This is a genomic window from Curtobacterium sp. MCPF17_050 (assembly GCF_003224435.2).
In the GTDB taxonomy this organism is placed as follows: Bacteria; Actinomycetota; Actinomycetes; order Actinomycetales; family Microbacteriaceae; genus Curtobacterium.
On the sequence record NZ_CP126250.1, the window covers coordinates 664,181 to 680,239 of the forward strand.

The following is a 16,059-nucleotide window of genomic DNA, read 5'->3' on the forward strand; positions in this document are numbered from 1 at the left end:
GGTGTCAGGCCCCCAGCGCGGCGTCGACGATCTCCTTGGCCTCGCGCTGCACCTGCTCGAGGTGTTCCTGCCCGACGAAGCTCTCGGCGTAGATCTTGTAGACGTCCTCGGTGCCCGACGGGCGGGCGGCGAACCACGCCTTGTCGGTGACGACCTTCACGCCGCCGACGGCCGCGTCGTTGCCCGGTGCCTTCGACAGCTTGGCGGTGATCGGATCGCCGGCCAGGGTCTCGGCCTGGATGGCGTCGCCGTCGAGCTTGCCGAGGCGCGCCTTCTGCTCCTTCGAGGCGGCGGCGTCGACCCGCTGGTAGACCGGGGCGCCGAACCGTTCGGTCAGCTCGGCGTACAGCTGCGACGGCGTCTTGCCCGTCACGGCGACGATCTCGGACGCCAGGAGCGCCAGGATGATGCCGTCCTTGTCCGTCGTCCACGCGGTGCCGTCCTTGCGGAGGAACGAGGCCCCGGCGGACTCCTCACCGCCGAAGGCCACCGAGCCGTCGATCAGGCCGGGGACGAACCACTTGAACCCGACCGGGACCTCCCACAGGCGACGGCCGAGGGACTCCGCGACGCGGTCGATGATGCTCGACGACACCAGGGTCTTGCCGATGGCCGCGTCCTCGCGCCACTGCGGGCGGTGCGCGTACAGGTACTCGATCGCGACGGCGAGGTAGTGGTTCGGGTTCATCAGCCCGCCGTCCGGCGTGACGATGCCGTGCCGGTCGGAGTCGGCGTCGTTGCCGGTCAGGACGTCGAAGTCGTCCTTCCGCGCGACCACGGAGGCCATGGCGGAGGGGCTCGACGGGTCCATCCGGATCTTCCCGTCCCAGTCGAGCGTCATGAACGACCAGGTCGGGTCGACGTCCGGGTTCACGACGGTGAGGTCGAGTCCGTAGTGGTCGCGGATGAGGTTCCAGTACGGCAGCGACGCGCCACCGAGCGGGTCGGCACCGATCTTCACCCCGGCGCGCTTGATCGCGTCGATGTCGATGATGTTCTCGAGGTCCGCGACGTAGTTGTGCAGGAAGTCGTAGCCGTCGTGCGTGGCGTGCTCGGCGCGCTGCACCTCGGCGTTGCCGCCGGCGATGATCGCGTTCGCCCGGTCCGCGATCCACGTCGTCGCGTCGCTGTCGGCCGGGCCGCCGTGCGGCGGGTTGTACTTAAAGCCGCCGTCACGCGGCGGGTTGTGGCTCGGCGTGATGACGATGCCGTCGGCGGTGTCGTCGTGGCCGGCCGTGTTGTAGGCGATGATCGCGTGGCTCAGCGCGGGTGTCGGCACGTAGCCGTTGTCGGCGTCGGCGAGGACGTGCACGCCGTTCGCGGCGAGGACCTCGAGCGCGGTCCGCTCGGCCGGGCCGGAGAGCGCGTGCGTGTCACGGCCGATGAAGAGCGGGCCGTCGGTGCCCTGCGCGGTGCGGTACTCGACGATCGCCTGCGTGATGGCGGCGATGTGCGTGTCGTTGAACGCTGTGTCGAGCGACGAGCCCCGGTGGCCGGAGGTGCCGAAGACGACCTTCTGCTCGGGGTTCGTGACGTCCGGGACCCGGTCGTAGTACGCGGCGATGAGGGCGTCGAGGTCGACGAGGTCGTCTGCGGTCGCTGGGGTGCCGGCACGGTCGTTCATGTGCCCATCCTGGCATCCGACGGGTGGACGCGTTCAGGGTCACCGCTGGACGAGCAGGACGGCCGCCTGCCGGACGAGGAGCGAGCGGCCGCCTTCCCGGACGAAGGGGGGCGTCAGGGAGTGCGACCGCTCGCGGTCTGGGGGAGTGGTGCGGGTCAGGCGGTGCGGAACGACCCCGTGGCCGTCCGGACCGAGCCGGTGACGGTACGGGTGCTCGCGGTGACCGTGCTCGGTCGACGGGACTGCGTGTCCACGAAGCGGCCGAGGCGGCCCACGGCGACCCCGGTGTAGCTCCCGATCGTGTCGGCCCGGGCGTCCGCAGACGAGGTGTACGTGCCGTGCTCGTCGCGCTGCCGGAGCCCGCTCACGAAGTTCCCGCCGAGGGGGAAGGTGTTCATGGTGGTCTCCTCGCTGTCGTGCCGAGGTGCCACGTCCGTCGAGTCGACGTCCGCGACGCCGTCGACTGCTGCGACCACTCTACGTCCTTCTCTTGCATGATGCAAAAGAAGGACGGCTCAGGCGACGAGCTCGCAGAAGTGCCGACCGCCGTCCGTCCAACTCTGACGGGCGGTGAGCCCCGCGGCGGCGGCGTGTGCACGGAGTGCTGGCAGGCCGACCTCGGCCCACGGGAAGGCCGAGCTGGCGTGGCCGTCCGCGTCCGTCACCGTGGCCGTGTAGGTGCGGTCGGCGTCGGCGTCGCGGTTCGTCTCGACCACCACGCGGCCGCCCGTCCGGACGATCTGCGCGGCGCGGGACAGGAGCGCGACCGGGTCGCCGCCGATGCCGATGTTCCCGTCGATGATGAGCGCGGTGTCCCACCGGCCCTCGTCCGGCACCGGGTCGAAGACCGATCCCTGGACCGCGCGACCGCCGGAGCGCTGCGCGATCGCCACCGCCTCCGCCGAGACGTCCACACCGAGCGCGGGCAGGCCCATCCGGAGTGCGGCGACGAGCATCCGGCCCGGTCCGCACCCGAGGTCGATCACCGGGCCGTCGGCGCCCTCGAGCAACGACACGTCGACACGGTCCGCGGCGGCGCTCCACCGGCCGACGTCCATCGTGACGACCTCGCCGGGACGCGTGGGGTCGGTCAGGCGCAGCCGGCCGTCGGACCGCAGTGCGCGGGCGTACGGCTCGTCGCCACCGGCCCCGAAGGCCTGGACGGTGCTGGTCGTGTCGGTCATCGGACACCTCCGGAGGTGGTCGCGGACTCGGCGGCCAGGGCCGCGGCGAACCGCGTTGCGGGTGCGAGGGCCGCGACGCGCTCGGCGTCGGGCAGCGTGTCGACGTCGAGCAGTTCGGCCAGGAGGCCCGTGTCGCGTCCGGCGGACCGCAGACGCTCGAGCTGCACGGCCCCGGTGTCGTCCTGCGACATCGGCACGCCACGCAGCAGGTCGCCGGTCGGCTCGCGCAAGTACAGCGACCAGAACCCGCCGTCCTCCGCCGGACCGAACCACGCGTCCCGCTCGGGACCGGCGAACACCGGGGCGAGCGCGTCGGCGGACACCTGCGGGGTGTCCATGCCGACCAACAGGAGCGGCTCGTCCACGGTGTCGAACAGGAACCCGAGGCGCTCGTCGAGCCCGCCACCGGGCTGGTGGACGACGTCGAAGCCCTCGGCACCCTCGGGCAGGACGTCGCCGTCGAAGAACAGGACCCGGCGGGCGGCGGGGAGCGCGGAGACCGTCGCGAGGGTGTCGGCGAGGCTCGCGGCGGCGACCCGTGCGGCGCCCTCGGGGGAGAGTGCCGGGGTCAGGCGCGTCTTGACCTTGCCCGGCAGGCACTCCTTCGCGACGACCGCGACCGTGATGCCTCCGGGGCCGTCGGTGCCGGGTCCGCCCGTGGTGCGCGCGGCCGTCACGAGCGGGCCTCGGCGGCGACGCGCTGGCGGACCGACACGGGCGCGGCGGAGCGGGTCCGGGCCTCCCGGCGGTACGCCCGGAGCAGGCGGGACATGTCCTTGACGGCGTTGACCGTCCCCCGGAGCGTCCCGGTGACCTTGCTGTCGCCGATGCGCTGCGCGTACCCGATGTCCGACTCGTCGACGCGCCATCCGGCGGCGTGGGCGGCGAGGACCATCTCGAGCGGGTAGCCGCTGCGGCGGTCGCGGAGGTCGAGGGCGACGAGGTCCTCGCGGTGCATCACGCGCATCGGGCCGAGGTCGTGCAGTCGGTAGCCGGTCGCACGTCGCATGAGGACGGCGAGCACGCGGTTCGCGAAGCGTGCGTGCGGGGCCCAGGCGCCACGGCTCGTCGGGACACGGCGGCCGAGGGCGAGGTCGACCCGACCGTCCGCGACCCGCTGCACGAGGGCGGGGAGTTCGGCGGGGTCCATCGAGGCGTCGGCGTCGCAGAACGCGACGTAGTCGGCGGTCGCTGCTGCCACGCCGGCGGCGCAGGCGGAGCCGAACCCGCGGACCGGTTCCGTCACGACGAGGGCGCCGTGCGCGCGGGCGACGTCCGCCGAGCCGTCGGTCGAGCCGTTGTCGACGACGATCGCCCGGTAGCCCTCGGGGAGCCGACCGATCACCTGCGGCAGGGCGTCCGCCTCGTCGAGGCAGGGGAGGATCACGTCGACGCTCATGGAGACCATTCGGTGCCCTCCGTCGCATCGACTGGTCGAGCTGTCGTCCTCGGGGTGCGGTCCGGCGTCGGGGTCGGCGGCGGGGTGTTGCGTCATGCACACGAGCAAACACGATCCCGGCTGTCGGGGGACAGTGAAGGCGTCCCCCGACGGCCGTTCTGCGCACCGTCCGCGGTGTGCCGACGTGCGGCGGGCCGCGCTGTGGTGCGACCGCGCCCACCCGGAGGGGGCGGGAGCCGGGAGGCGCGTGGCGGGGCCGCCACGCGCCTCCCGGCCCTGTTCGGGGGACAGGACGGGGTCGCCGCGGGTGCCGCAGCGCGGGAGTCCGGACCTAGCGCACGGCCGCCCGGAGCGGCGCGGTCGCGAACTCCCGCATGCCGCGGGTGAAGTCGACCAGCGCGCGCCAGCCGAGCTCGTCGGCGATCCGCGAGGACGACGCCGTCACGTGCCGCACGTCACCGAGGCGGTACTCACCGGTCACGACCGGTTGCGGACCGTCAGGACCGGCGATCGCGGCGGCCATCTCGCCGATGGTGTGCACCGTGCCCGAACCGACGTTGAAGGCCCGGAACGACTCGGACGGCGCGGACCCGGTCGCGTCGATCGCGGCGAGGTTCGCTCCCGCGACGTCGTCGACGTGCACGAAGTCGCGGCGCTGTGCCCCGTCCTCGAAGACGCGCGGCGCCTCGCCCCGCGCCAGCGCCGAGCGGAACAGGGACGCGACCCCGGCGTACGGCGTGTTCGCCGGCATGCCCGGGCCGTAGACGTTGTGGTAGCGGAGGGCGACGGCGCGGCCGCCCGTGGCGCGGGACCACGACGAGGCGAGCTGCTCCTGCGCGACCTTCGTCTGGGCGTACACGTTCCGCGGGTCCAGTACGGCGGACTCGTCGATCAGCCCGGGTCGGAGCGGTCGACCGTCCGGGCCGATCGGGTCGAAGCGGCCGGCGTCGAGGTCCTCGCGGCGGCGGGCCGGCGGGCGCATCGGATCGCCGTCGGCGGTGCTGTACGCACCCTCACCGTAGACGACCATCGAACTCGCGACCACGAGCCGGTCGATGTCGAGACGGTCCATCGCGGCGAGCACGTGCGCGGTGCCGGCGTCGTTGCTCGAGACGTAGTCGGGCGCGTCCTGGAAGTCGACGCCGAGGCCGACCTTCGCCGCCTGGTGGCAGACGACGTCGACGTCCTGCAGCGCGGCGTCCAGGGCGGCACGGTCACGGACGTCGCCGTGCACGAGCTCGATCCCCGCGGTCCGGTGCGCGGTGACGACGGCCTCCGGGTCGCCGTGCACGTCGGTGCGGAGGGAGTCGAGGACGCGGACCTCGTGTCCCGCCGCCAGGGCCTGCCGGACGATCGTGGAGCCGATGAACCCGGCGCCGCCGGTCACGAGCAGCCGGGTCACGGGCGGAGCTCCATCACGCGGGCGCTGGCGCTCGCCGGGACGAGTTCGCGCGGCGTGTAGTCCTCGGGGACCGCGGCGACGATCGAGCCGATGGCGCGGACGATGACCTCGTTCGCGCGGGCCAGACGGTCCATGACGGCCTGGTGCGTGACCGGCGCCTCGGTGTTGGTCGTGGCGTCGGTGCTCGTCGTCTCGTCGGTGCTCGTCGTCTCGTCGGTCACCGGGGCCAGGCCCGCGTCGGCGTCGGTCACGAAGGACAGGTTCACCGTGCCGATGCCGAGCTCCGCGGCCAGCGGGACCTCGGGCGTCATCGTCATGTTGATCGTGTGGCCGCCGGCCTCGCGCATCCAGACGGACTCGGCGCGGCTCGAGAACCGCGGGCCCTGGATGACGACGCACGTGCCGGTCGGGCGGAAGGGCACGTCGAGCGCCGCGACGGCGTCGATCGCCGCGCGCCGGAGCACCGGGTCGAAGGGGTCGGCGAAGGAGAGGTGCCGGACCTCGTCCTCGAAGTAGGTGTCGGCCCGGCCCCAGGTCCGGTCGATGAGCTGGTCCGTCACGACGAAGGTCCCGGGGGCGTAGTCCGGGTGCAGGCCGCCGACGGCGCTCGAGGACACGACGGCGCGGACGCCCAGGGAGCGCAGTGCCCACAGGTTCGCGCGGTGCTCGATGCGGTGGGGCGCGACGGAGTGGGCCCGGCCGTGGCGGGTGAGGAAGGCAACCCGGCGGCCGGACATCGTGCCGATGCTGATCGGGCTGGAGGTCGGGCCGAACGGCGTCGGGACGTCGACCTCGTCCGCGGTGCCGGGTTCGAACAGTTCGTACAGGCCCGAGCCGCCGATCACGCCGATCGTCGTCGTCTTCTCGTTGTCCACAGGTCCTCCGGTCGTCCTCGGCGCTGGTCGGCGCCGTCGTTACGCTACAGATGCGGGCCAGGAGCGGCCCGCGTGTGGTGCCGTCGTCCTGTCGGCGCCACGTCACGACCATTCGGAGGCGCGCGTGCGAACGATCGGTCAGCACCGGGACGCGGTCCAGGCGCTCGTGGGACCGGCCCTGCCGACCGCGGGGTCGTCGCTGCCGCCGGAGTCGTCGTCGGTCGTCGCGCTGGCCGTGGGGTCCGGAGCCGGCCACGGGTACCGCGTGCTCGCCACCACCGTGCTCGCGCCGACGCCCCTGCCGGCCTTCGACAACAGCCAGATGGACGGGTTCGCCGTCCGCGCCGCCGACGCCGGTACGACCGTCCGGGTGGGCGCACCCATCCCGGCCGGGGTCGTGCCCCCGCTGCTCGGAGCGGGCACCGCGGCCCCGATCATGACCGGTGCGCGGATGCCCTTCGGGGCGGACGCCGTCTTCCCGGTCGAGTCCACGCCCGCCGGGTCCTTCCCCGCCGCTCTGCAGTCCGAGGACGTACCGGTGCCGGCCGACCTCGCCTCGGGGACCTTCGTGCGTGTCGCCGGCTCCGACCTGGCCGCGGGTGCTCCGGTCGCCCGCGCCGGGCAACCCCTCACCCCGGCCGTGCTCGGTGCGCTGGCAGGCGCCGGCGTGACGACCGTCGACGTGGTCCGACGCCCACGGGTGCTCGTCGTGTCGACCGGCAGCGAACTGCTCGACCCCGGCTCGACGGCCGACACCGACCTGCGCGCCGGGGCCGCCATCGGCGACGCGAACGGGGTCGCACTCTCCGCCGCGCTCGCCGAGGTCGGGGTCGACACGCGGCGGGTCCGGGTCCCCGACGACCCCGACCGGTTCCTCGGCGCCCTCGACGACGCCGTGGGCGACTGGGCCGACGTCGTGCTCACCACCGGGGGGATCAGCGCGGGGGCGTACGAGGTCGTCCGGCAGGCGCTCGAGCCGCGCGGACTCGTCGTGACCCCGGTCGCGATGCAGCCGGGCGGGCCGCAGGCGCTCGGATCGGTTCCGGTCGCCGGACGATCGGTCCCGGTGGTCGCCTTCCCCGGCAACCCGGTCTCGGCGCTCGTCTCGTTCGAGGTGTTCCTCCGCCCGGTCCTCGCCCGCGCCGTCGGGCTGCCGGAGCACCGTCCGACCGCGGAGCTGCCGGCGGCCGAGCCCACGACTTCGCCCGCGGGCAAGCACCAGGTCCGTCGCGGGACCGTCGTCGACGGCCGCGTGCACTTCGTCGGGGGCCCGAGTTCGCACCTGCTCTGGCACTACGCCGAAGCCACCCACCTCGTCCACGTCCCCGTCGGCGTCGCCAGCGTCGAGCCGGGCGACTCCCTGACCGTCTGGAGCATCCGATGACCGACCTGTCCCACGTCCGCGCCGACGGCAGCGCCCACATGGTCGACGTCTCCGAGAAGGACGTGACCGCCCGGGCCGCGACCGCCACCGCGACGCTCGTCACCCGACCCGACGTCGTCGCACGCATCCTGGACGGCTCGTTGCCGAAGGGCGAGGTCATCGGCACCGCCCGCATCGCGGCGATCATGGCCGTCAAGAAGACCTCGGACCTCATCCCGCTCTGCCACCCGCTGCCGATCGCCGGCGTCGAGGTCGACATCTGCGGCGCCGACGACCGAGTCGTCGTCGAGGTGTCCGTGCGGACGACCTCACGCACGGGCGTCGAGATGGAGGCCCTGACCGGTGCGAGCGTCGCCGCGCTCACCGTCTACGACATGGTGAAGGCGGTCGACAAGACGGCCTCGATCACCGACGTCCGCGTACTCGAGAAGCGCGGCGGCCGCTCCGGCGACTGGAGTGCCCGATGAACGACACGGCCGTCCCGGACCGAGGACGGGCCTCCGTCGTCGTGGTGTCGACCTCGGCCGCCACGGACCCGGCCCTCGACCGCACCGGGCCGGTCATCGCCGACTGGCTGCGGGACCGCGGTTTCGCCGTCGGTGACCCGGTGATCGTCGCCGACCGTGGTCCCGTCGCCGACACCCTCGCCGCTGCCGTCGCCGGTGGCGCACGGGTCGTCATCACGACGGGCGGGACCGGCGTCACGCCGACCGACCGCACCCCGGAGGCCGTCGCACCCCTGCTCGACCTGGAACTGCCCGGCATCGTCGAGGAGATCCGCCGGCGGGGACTGGCCGGAGCCGGACCGACCGCGCTCCTCAGCCGTGGCGTCGCCGGCATCGTCGGGGGCGGCACGTTCGTCGTCACGCTGCCGGGGTCCCGTGGCGGGGTGGCGGACGGCCTGGCCGTGCTCGACGGCCTGCTCGACCACCTGCTCGCCCAGCTGCACGGTGACGGTCACGCTCCCCGGAGCGCCTCGTGAGCGCCGGAGCCGCGGACCGCGTGGTCGTCGCGGACGTCGTCGACCGCGACATCACGGTGGACGAGGTCTCGCGGGTCGTCGCCTCCGACCACGACGGCGCGGTCGTCACCTTCGCGGGGGTCGTCCGCGACCACGACGGCGGGAAGGGCGTCACCGCGCTCGACTACGAACGGCATCCGAGCGCCGGCGAGGTCATCGCCGAGGTCGCACGCACCATCGCCGAGCAGCACCCGGAGGTCCGCGTCGCCGTGCTGCACCGTGTCGGCGCGCTCGGTATCGGGGACGTGGCGCTCGCCGCGGCGGTGGCGTCGGGGCACCGCGCCGAGGCGTTCGCGGCGTGCGGGGCGCTCGTCGACCTCGTCAAGGAACAGGTGCCGATCTGGAAGCACCAGCGCTTCACCGACGGGACGGACGAGTGGGTCGCGGCGCTCTGATGACGGCGGTGCGCGCAGTGGTGTTCGATCGCGAGTCGTGACCATCGACGACCTGGTGACTCGACGGTGGGCCGCAGCGGACGAGGACGCCGAACGCGTGCTCGCCCACGAGCAGTCGCTCCTCCGGGTGACGCCGTGGACGAGGTGGAGCCTCGGACTCGGCCTGGCGGCGCTCCTGGCCGCGATCGCTGGCTTCGTCCTGCTGCCGCGGGGAGAGGACGACGTGGCGCACCTCGTCGTCGGGATGGTCCTCGTCGGAGCGGCTGTCGTGTCCGTCGTCGTCCGCCTGGTCGTCGCCGCGCGCAGTCGACGGGTCGTCGGGACCGCGTTCCCGACGGTGACGACGGTCCTGTCCGCGCAGGAGCGGCACGCCGTCGCTCGTGCCGTGGACGGGAGAGTCCGCGCACCGGAGGACCGACTCCGGATCGTCCGCGCGGCTGCCGTACTCCGTGCGGCTCCCCACCGGATCGAAGAGATGACCTGGTACTCGCTGTTGTGGGCCGCCCTCGCCCTCGGGAGCTCGAGCGCGGCCCCGGTCGGCGGCGCGCTGTACTGCGTCGCGGCCGTCCTCTCGGCAGGAGCTGCGGTGTACGCCGGGCTCGACGTCGCCCGGGTCCGACGAGCGCTGCGGTCGTCGCCGACGCCGTGGGAAGCAGCCGCCGAACGCCCCTGACCCGTGCGCCCGGCGGCGCCGAGCTGGCTGGGCCGGGCTGGCTGGGCCGGGCTGGCTGGGCCGGGCTGGCTAGGTCGGCTGGCTGGGCCGGGCACTGGGTCGGCGGACCGACAGAAGGCCGCCGGACTTCCGCGGTGATCTGTCGGTTCCGCGCAGGAGTCGGCCTGCTGCACCGCCCCGTGAACACGGGCGTAGCGCCGCCGCCTCGCGACTCCCTAGTATCCGGACCATGGGAATCCTGCTGTCCGGCGTGAGCGTCGTCCTGCTCGTGTTCGCCCTGATCGACATCATCACGCGCCCCGACAGCGAGGTCCGCGGCCTGCCGAAGGTCGCCTGGATCATCCTCGTTATCCTGTTGCCGTTCGTCGGCAGCATCGTGTGGTTCGCGATCGGCCACGACTGGAGCGCCGGCCCCCGGAACCACGGCCGGTACGTCGAACCGAAGCGCCACGAGGACGGGTACGCCACGCTCGGCGCCGCCAAGGTCGCACACGGGGACAAGCGGATCTCCGGCACGGAGCAGGAACTCGCCGAGCTCGAACGGGAGATCGAGTACTGGGAGGCCCAGGCGCGCCTGAAGCGGGCGAAGGAAGCCGCCGGCGAGGGCGACCCGAGCCCCGCGAGCTGAGCCGAGCCTCCAGGACGGTCCGGCGCCGCGCGGACCCGCACGACGATCTCCGGCCCGAACCACGGGCGTCCGCGGTTCGGACCGGATGCCGCTGGCCGGATCCGGACCCCGCCGCGCTGCCCGGCCGCCGCGCCTCCGCACCCGAGCCCCCGGCCGCCGCGCCGCCCGGCCTCCGGCCTCCGACCTCCGCACCCGAGCCCCCGGGCCGCCGCCGATCCCGGCCGACAGCTCGTCGCCACGCCGCCCGCGGCACGGGCCGCCCCCGCGCCCGCCTACCCTGGTCAGGTGGCTCATCTCCTCGGCGCCGAGAACGTGCATCTCGAGTTCCCCACCCGTGTCGTCTTCGACAGCGTGACCATCGGCCTCGACGAGGGCGACCGGATCGGCGTCGTCGGGCGCAACGGTGACGGCAAGTCGACGCTGCTCGCCCTCCTCGCGCAGCGGCTCGAGCCGGACACCGGCCGGGTGACGCACCGCCGCGGGGTGACGATCGGGTACCTCGACCAGCGCGACGTCCTGCCCGAGGGCATGACGGTCGGGCAGGTCGTCGTCGGTGACCTCGCCGAGCACGAGTGGGCGGGCGACCCGAAGATCCGCGACGTCATCGGCGGCCTGGTGTCGGACATCCCGTGGGACGAGACCGTCGACGAACTGTCCGGTGGGCAGCGTCGGCGGGTGGCCCTGGCGCGCCTGCTGGTCGGCGACTGGGACGTGCTGTTCCTCGACGAGCCGACGAACCACCTGGACGTCGAGGGCATCCAGTGGCTCGCCGAGCACATCAACCGCCGCTGGTCGTCGAACCAGGGCGGGATGGTCGTCGTGACCCACGACCGGTGGTTCCTCGACGCGGTGTCGACCGACACGTGGGAGGTGCACGACGGCGTCGTCGAGCCCTTCGAGGGCGGCTACGCGGCGTACATCCTGCAGCGCGTCGAACGTGACCGGCAGGCGGCGTCGAGCGAGCAGCGCCGGCAGAACCTGGCGCGCAAGGAGCTCGCCTGGCTCCGCCGCGGTGCCCCGGCGCGGACGAGCAAGCCGAAGTTCCGCATCGACGCGGCGAACGCCCTCATCGACGACGTCCCACCGATCCGCGACACCGTCGCCCTGTCCCAGACGGCGACGGCGCGTCTGGGCAAGGACGTCGTCGACCTCATCGACGCGGGCGTCTCGTTCGACGGCACGATGATCATCGAGGGCGTCGAGTGGCGCATTGCCCCGGGGGAGCGCACCGGCATCCTCGGCCCGAACGGCGCCGGCAAGTCGACGTTGCTCAACCTCGTCTCCGGGAAGCTCCAGCCGACCACGGGCCGGGTGAAGACGGGCAAGACCGTGCAGATCGCGGTGCTCGACCAGCAGCTCGCCGACCTGCAGCAGTTCGCCGAGGACCGCGTCCGCGAGGTCGTCGCCCGCAAGAAGACGAGCTACGTCGCCGACGGCAAGGAGATGACGCCGTCGCAGTTGCTCGAGCGCCTCGGCTTCACGTCCGAGCAGCTGTCGACGCCGGTCAAGGACCTGTCCGGTGGGCAGAAGCGCCGCCTGCAGCTCATGCTCATCCTGCTCGACGAGCCGAACGTCCTGATCCTCGACGAGCCCACGAACGACCTCGACACCGACATGCTCGCCGCGATGGAGGACCTGCTCGACACCTGGCCCGGCACCCTCCTCGTCGTCAGCCACGACCGGTACCTGCTGGAGCGCGTGACCGACCAGCAGTACGCCGTCCTCGGCGGGCACCTGCGCCACCTACCCGGCGGTGTCGACGAGTACATGCGCCTGCGCGCCTCCGGCAGCGGCGGTACGACGGCGTCGGCGGCTGCCGCCGCTTCGGCCGGGAGGCCCGACACCGCCGGTGCGTCCGCGGTCGCCGCCGCCTCGGGGCTGCGTCCGGCAGCGGGGACCGGCTCGGCTCCGGCCGCTGCGCCGACCCTGTCCGGTTCCGAGCGCCGTACCGTCGAGAAGGAGATGTCGGCCCTCGACCGTCGGATCGCCAAGCTCGGGGACGACCGGAAGAAGCTGCTCGACTCGTTCGCGACGCACGACCAGTCCGACTACGAGGGGCTCGGGAAGCTGCAGGGGCGGCTCGCCGACCTCGATGCCGAGGTGGAGCAGCTGGAGGAGCGGTGGCTCGAGGTGGCGGAGCAGCTCGGGGTCTAGCCCGGGCTCGAACGGCAGTGCCGGTCGGCGTCAGTCCCCGAGGCCGAGGATGAGGCGCCGCAGCAGGCCCGCGAGCTGGTCCTGCTCACCCGCGGACAGACCGGCGAGGATGTCCCGCTCGGCTTGCAGCAGGTCGGCGATGGCCGCGTCGACGGCAGCGCGACCGGCGTCGGTGAGCGTCACCAGGACACCGCGACCGTCACGGGGATCCGTCCGGCGGGCGACGAGCCCGCGGGCGGCGAGGCGGTCCACCCGGTTCGTCATCGTGCCGCTCGTCACCAGGGTCTGCTGGAGCAGCGCCTTGGGACTCAACTCGTACGGGTCACCCGCGCGCCGGAGCGCCGACAGGACGTCGAACTCCCACGGCTCCGTCCCGCCCGCCTCGAACGCCTGACGTCGGGCGCGGTCCAGGTGCCGGGCGAGCCGATCCACCCGCGACAGCACGTCGAGCGGCGCGAAGTCCAGGTCCGGGCGCTCCCGCCCCCACGCCGCGACGATCCGGTCGACCTCGTCCTCTGGCGGCATCCGTCCATCATGGCGTGGATCGGCGGCGCACGACCAGTGTCGGGCACATGGGAAGATGGTCGGGCTCCTCCGGGGGCGTTCCGCCTTGGTGTAATGGCAGCACGACGGCCTTTGGTGCCGTTAGGTCCGGGTTCGAATCCTGGAGGCGGAGCTCAGGACCGATCGGCCCATCAACGGAGACGGTTGGGTGTGTTCCTTCCGGAGCGTCTTGGACGTGCGCGGACCTCCTGTCGCACCTTCAGCACAGCGCCGAGGCGGGGAGGAGCGCTGGCCGGGGTCCGTGAACGACGCCGACAGCCTCCTTCACGGACGCAAGCTGTCCCGTACCCGGATCCGGGGCAGGGGCATCGTCTCGGGGCGCTGCGTGTCAGCGCTGAGCGGCTGGGCACCGGCGAGCACATGCGGCTGTGCGTCGACAGCGCGGGCTCGGGAAGGTCACAACCAGCGAGTACCGACGCCACCGACGTCTCTCGCGAGACGCTCGACGAGCGGAGCTGTTAGGAACGACACATGGCTGTCCGGCACGAGATGCTCACCGTCTTCACCGAGGGAGAGGCCGGCGGGAACCGGGTCCCGGTGGTGCTGGAGGCGGACACGTTCACCGACCAGCAGATGCAGGAGCTCGCGGAGGAGACGGGGCTGGAGTCCGCGTTCCTGTCGTCTTCGGACACACCGGCCGTCGGACGGCTGCGCTACTGGGTACCGAACCACGAGATGAGCATGTGCGGCCATGCCACCATGCGGAACCGCATGGTTGCTGAACCGCCGTGGCCATGCCCAACCCGACGACGGATACGTTTTCGCAACCGCTGCTGGCTTGGTCCGGGCGGGAGCGACCACGGACGGTGGGTGGTTCCAGCAGTCTCTGCAGCAGATCGACCCGGTCGATCCGAGCCCGGCGCTCGCCGCGCTGGGCCTCACTCCGGACGACCTCGTCGGAACGTCGTCGAATGCTGCTGCGCCGCGGACGAAGACGCTCCTACCGTTACGCAACACCGCGGTACTGCGCGGACTTCGACCGCACGCAGCCGCCGTCGAACGCGCATGCACCGAGATGGGGTCGACGGGCTTGTATCCCTACGCGGTCATCACGGAGGGGCAAGTGGAAGCGCGGCAGTTCCCGCGGGCATCTGGATACCTGGAGGACCCCGCCACCGGCATCGCAGCCGCCGCACTCTTCTTCGCCCTGGCGGCGAGCGGTGAACTGCCGCGCGGAGTCCTGCAGGTGCGGCAGGGCGTCGCTATGGGTCGGCCCTCACTGATCACCGTCGAAGCCGGCGGACAGTCTCACCACCAGCCGCGCACATGTCGGGTGTCCGGAGCCGTCCGGTTCGCGTGACCGCCGATCAGCCGAGCGGAGCATCGAGGAAGTACCCGTGCACGCTCCGGGAGCTGCGGCGGGCGGATGCGATCCTGAAGCCGGCGTCGGCCGGCTCAGGTGGGCGACCGCCCACGAACCTGATGCAACGGGCGTTCACCGCGTCCGGTTCTCCACGGACGCGGTGGGAACGAACGTCCGTCGCGTCGATCCTGCTCGACACGGATCGTCTCCTGCTGCCTCGTGGCGAACGGCGCTCGCCGAGCAACTCGGTCACTCCGCCGAGGGATGCGGGCGAGCGCTCATCTCATGGGCGCGCGCGTCTGCCTCGGTCTCGTAGATCTCGCCCCAGGCGATGCTCGCGGGCATGGCGTCGACACGCAGGTCCACGTCGGGCAGACAGATCTGCACGAAGTGCGGGAAGGCGGGGAACGACCACAGGTCGTCGTCCTCGAACCGACTCCAGAGCAACAACTCCCCGATGCCGAGCGGGTGGCCGAGTTCCTGACCGTTCACCGGCGGATCGCAGCTGACCATCAGTGCGTGGTGACCGTTCGGGAGCACGATCGGTCGTTCCACCTCGCACCGGAAGACGGACGAGAACCGCTTGCTGTCCATGGACGAGAGGAAGAAGACGTCTCGCATCTCAGAAGTCCGGATCCACGCCATCGACGTAGGGGGTCGGCGTGTGCGGGCGCTTGGTCATCGACTGCACCTCCGCGTCCGCCTTGGTTGCGTAGAGCTCGCCCCACGCGATGCTGGTCGGCATGCGAGTCGTCGGGATGACGACGTCGGGGAGACAGATCTGCACGAACTGCGGGAAGGTCGGGAAGGCCCACAAGTCGTCCCCCTCGAAACGGCTCCACAGGAGGAGTCGAGCGACTCCCTGGGGAAAGCCGAGGTCCTGGCCGAGCGCTGGCGGGTCACAACTGACGACGAGAGCGTGGTGGCCGTTGGGGACTTGGACCCTCGACTCCAGCTCGCACCGGAAGGCGGAATCGAATCGGTCGTCTTCCATCGATGAGAGGTAGTAGGTCGGTTCCACTTCAGAACTCCGGGCCCGCGGTGCAACACACGGTTGCTTCCGACCAGTCTACGATCTGGTCCCACTGTGGGCTCGTGAAGTCCTGACCGTCGCGGTGGCCGACGCCGGACACTGCGTCCATCGCCCTGACCGAAGCGGGCGTGCACGTCGACACCTTCACCAGGCTCGCATCCGCGGGTGTCCCGGACGACATCTCGTCGGCGTGGACCATCCACGCGACCCACGTGTACTCCGGGCAAGCTCGTGACGTCCCTGTGTCGAGCGTGACCAAGGCGAACAATGGGCACACATCGGCCGGGATCACAGCGAGGACCACCACCAGGACCCGACCGATCCGGCGTTCGGTGCGACGACCTTCGGCGCGGATGACCGCCGCGCGCTCAGCAGAGCCGACGTGGTTCGATGAGCAGGACGCCCACCGGCAGCCCACTC

Annotated in this window: 18 protein-coding genes, 1 tRNA gene and 1 pseudogene; 10 read left to right on the top strand and 10 right to left on the bottom strand. The window is 72.4% G+C overall.

The features are described 5' to 3' along the window. Positions 1-4: 4 nt before the first annotated feature. The 7 genes from pgm to DEJ34_RS03190 all read right to left on the bottom strand — a co-directional run bounded on the left by pgm (position 5) and on the right by DEJ34_RS03190 (position 6,484). Positions 5-1,624 carry a phosphoglucomutase (alpha-D-glucose-1,6-bisphosphate-dependent) gene (gene pgm, locus DEJ34_RS03160; protein ID WP_110890430.1) on the bottom strand — a complete coding sequence of 540 codons (1,620 nt, stop codon included), beginning with the start codon at positions 1,622-1,624 and terminating at the stop codon, positions 5-7. Positions 1,625-1,779: 155 nt separating this feature from the next. After that, entirely contained in the window at positions 1,780-2,100 is a 321-nt protein-coding gene (locus tag DEJ34_RS03165; RefSeq protein WP_110911453.1) for a hypothetical protein, read from the bottom strand. A gap of 39 nt (positions 2,101-2,139) precedes the next feature. Beyond that, the gene (locus DEJ34_RS03170) at positions 2,140-2,808 is read right to left on the bottom strand and encodes a class I SAM-dependent methyltransferase (protein ID WP_110890426.1); all 669 of its coding nucleotides are present in this window, start codon (positions 2,806-2,808) and stop codon (positions 2,140-2,142) included. Further along, positions 2,805-3,485, bottom strand: a complete 681-nt coding sequence (locus tag DEJ34_RS03175) for a TIGR04282 family arsenosugar biosynthesis glycosyltransferase (protein ID WP_258368333.1) — start codon at positions 3,483-3,485, stop codon at positions 2,805-2,807. Before DEJ34_RS03175 ends, DEJ34_RS03170 begins: the two co-directional genes overlap by 4 nt. Continuing rightward, on the bottom strand, positions 3,482-4,216 hold the full coding sequence (locus DEJ34_RS03180; protein WP_110823548.1) for a glycosyltransferase family 2 protein: 735 nt from the start codon (positions 4,214-4,216) through the stop codon (positions 3,482-3,484). The genes DEJ34_RS03175 and DEJ34_RS03180 overlap by 4 nt, the downstream gene beginning before the upstream one ends. Before the next feature lie 322 nt (positions 4,217-4,538). Further along, positions 4,539-5,609 carry an NAD-dependent epimerase/dehydratase family protein gene (locus DEJ34_RS03185; protein ID WP_110911452.1) on the bottom strand — a complete coding sequence of 357 codons (1,071 nt, stop codon included), beginning with the start codon at positions 5,607-5,609 and terminating at the stop codon, positions 4,539-4,541. Next, complete coding sequence (locus DEJ34_RS03190) at positions 5,606-6,484, bottom strand: MTAP family purine nucleoside phosphorylase (RefSeq protein ID WP_110911451.1); 879 nt, start codon at positions 6,482-6,484, stop codon at positions 5,606-5,608. The genes DEJ34_RS03185 and DEJ34_RS03190 overlap by 4 nt, the downstream gene beginning before the upstream one ends. 124 nt (positions 6,485-6,608) lie before the next feature. Here DEJ34_RS03190 and DEJ34_RS03195 point away from each other — a divergent pair, with 124 nt between their 5' ends. From DEJ34_RS03195 to DEJ34_RS03225, 7 genes are all read left to right on the top strand, one after another. After that, positions 6,609-7,868: a molybdopterin molybdotransferase MoeA gene (locus DEJ34_RS03195; protein ID WP_258368332.1), complete on the top strand. Its 1,260-nt coding sequence runs from the start codon at positions 6,609-6,611 to the stop codon at positions 7,866-7,868. Then, positions 7,865-8,335: a cyclic pyranopterin monophosphate synthase MoaC gene (gene moaC, locus DEJ34_RS03200; RefSeq protein WP_110911450.1), complete on the top strand. Its 471-nt coding sequence runs from the start codon at positions 7,865-7,867 to the stop codon at positions 8,333-8,335. The genes DEJ34_RS03195 and moaC overlap by 4 nt, the downstream gene beginning before the upstream one ends. Continuing rightward, entirely contained in the window at positions 8,332-8,850 is a 519-nt protein-coding gene (locus tag DEJ34_RS03205) for a MogA/MoaB family molybdenum cofactor biosynthesis protein (protein ID WP_110823552.1), read from the top strand. The genes moaC and DEJ34_RS03205 overlap by 4 nt, the downstream gene beginning before the upstream one ends. Next, on the top strand, positions 8,847-9,284 hold the full coding sequence (locus tag DEJ34_RS03210) for a molybdenum cofactor biosynthesis protein MoaE (protein WP_110823553.1): 438 nt from the start codon (positions 8,847-8,849) through the stop codon (positions 9,282-9,284). The genes DEJ34_RS03205 and DEJ34_RS03210 overlap by 4 nt, the downstream gene beginning before the upstream one ends. Before the next feature lie 37 nt (positions 9,285-9,321). Continuing rightward, positions 9,322-9,957 (top strand): hypothetical protein, encoded by a 636-nt coding sequence (locus tag DEJ34_RS03215; RefSeq protein ID WP_110911449.1) that lies wholly within the window; start codon positions 9,322-9,324, stop codon positions 9,955-9,957. A gap of 229 nt (positions 9,958-10,186) precedes the next feature. After that, positions 10,187-10,585 carry a PLD nuclease N-terminal domain-containing protein gene (locus DEJ34_RS03220; protein ID WP_110890413.1) on the top strand — a complete coding sequence of 133 codons (399 nt, stop codon included), beginning with the start codon at positions 10,187-10,189 and terminating at the stop codon, positions 10,583-10,585. Positions 10,586-10,870: 285 nt separating this feature from the next. Further along, positions 10,871-12,739 carry an ABC-F family ATP-binding cassette domain-containing protein gene (locus DEJ34_RS03225; RefSeq protein ID WP_110901360.1) on the top strand — a complete coding sequence of 623 codons (1,869 nt, stop codon included), beginning with the start codon at positions 10,871-10,873 and terminating at the stop codon, positions 12,737-12,739. Between the two features lie 30 nt (positions 12,740-12,769). On the opposite strand, the gene DEJ34_RS03230 is transcribed toward DEJ34_RS03225, so the two are convergent. Further along, entirely contained in the window at positions 12,770-13,264 is a 495-nt protein-coding gene (locus tag DEJ34_RS03230; RefSeq protein ID WP_110890410.1) for a MarR family winged helix-turn-helix transcriptional regulator, read from the bottom strand. A 79-nt stretch (positions 13,265-13,343) separates the two neighbouring features. On the opposite strand from DEJ34_RS03230, the gene DEJ34_RS03235 reads away from it, so the two are divergent. From DEJ34_RS03235 to DEJ34_RS03240, 3 genes and pseudogenes are all read left to right on the top strand, one after another. Beyond that, positions 13,344-13,415 (top strand) — tRNA-Gln (locus DEJ34_RS03235). A 377-nt stretch (positions 13,416-13,792) separates the two neighbouring features. Next, positions 13,793-13,945 (top strand): annotated as a pseudogene (locus DEJ34_RS15725) (PhzF family phenazine biosynthesis protein); the annotation flags it as partial. 73 nt (positions 13,946-14,018) lie between these two features. Further along, the gene (locus DEJ34_RS03240; protein ID WP_181420662.1) at positions 14,019-14,603 is read left to right on the top strand and encodes a PhzF family phenazine biosynthesis protein; all 585 of its coding nucleotides are present in this window, start codon (positions 14,019-14,021) and stop codon (positions 14,601-14,603) included. Between the two features lie 252 nt (positions 14,604-14,855). On the opposite strand, the gene DEJ34_RS03245 is transcribed toward DEJ34_RS03240, so the two are convergent. Continuing rightward, positions 14,856-15,227 carry a hypothetical protein gene (locus DEJ34_RS03245; protein WP_110901362.1) on the bottom strand — a complete coding sequence of 124 codons (372 nt, stop codon included), beginning with the start codon at positions 15,225-15,227 and terminating at the stop codon, positions 14,856-14,858. Position 15,228: 1 nt separating this feature from the next. Next, complete coding sequence (locus DEJ34_RS03250; protein WP_110901363.1) at positions 15,229-15,627, bottom strand: hypothetical protein; 399 nt, start codon at positions 15,625-15,627, stop codon at positions 15,229-15,231. Between the last annotated feature and the right edge of the window lie 432 nt (positions 15,628-16,059).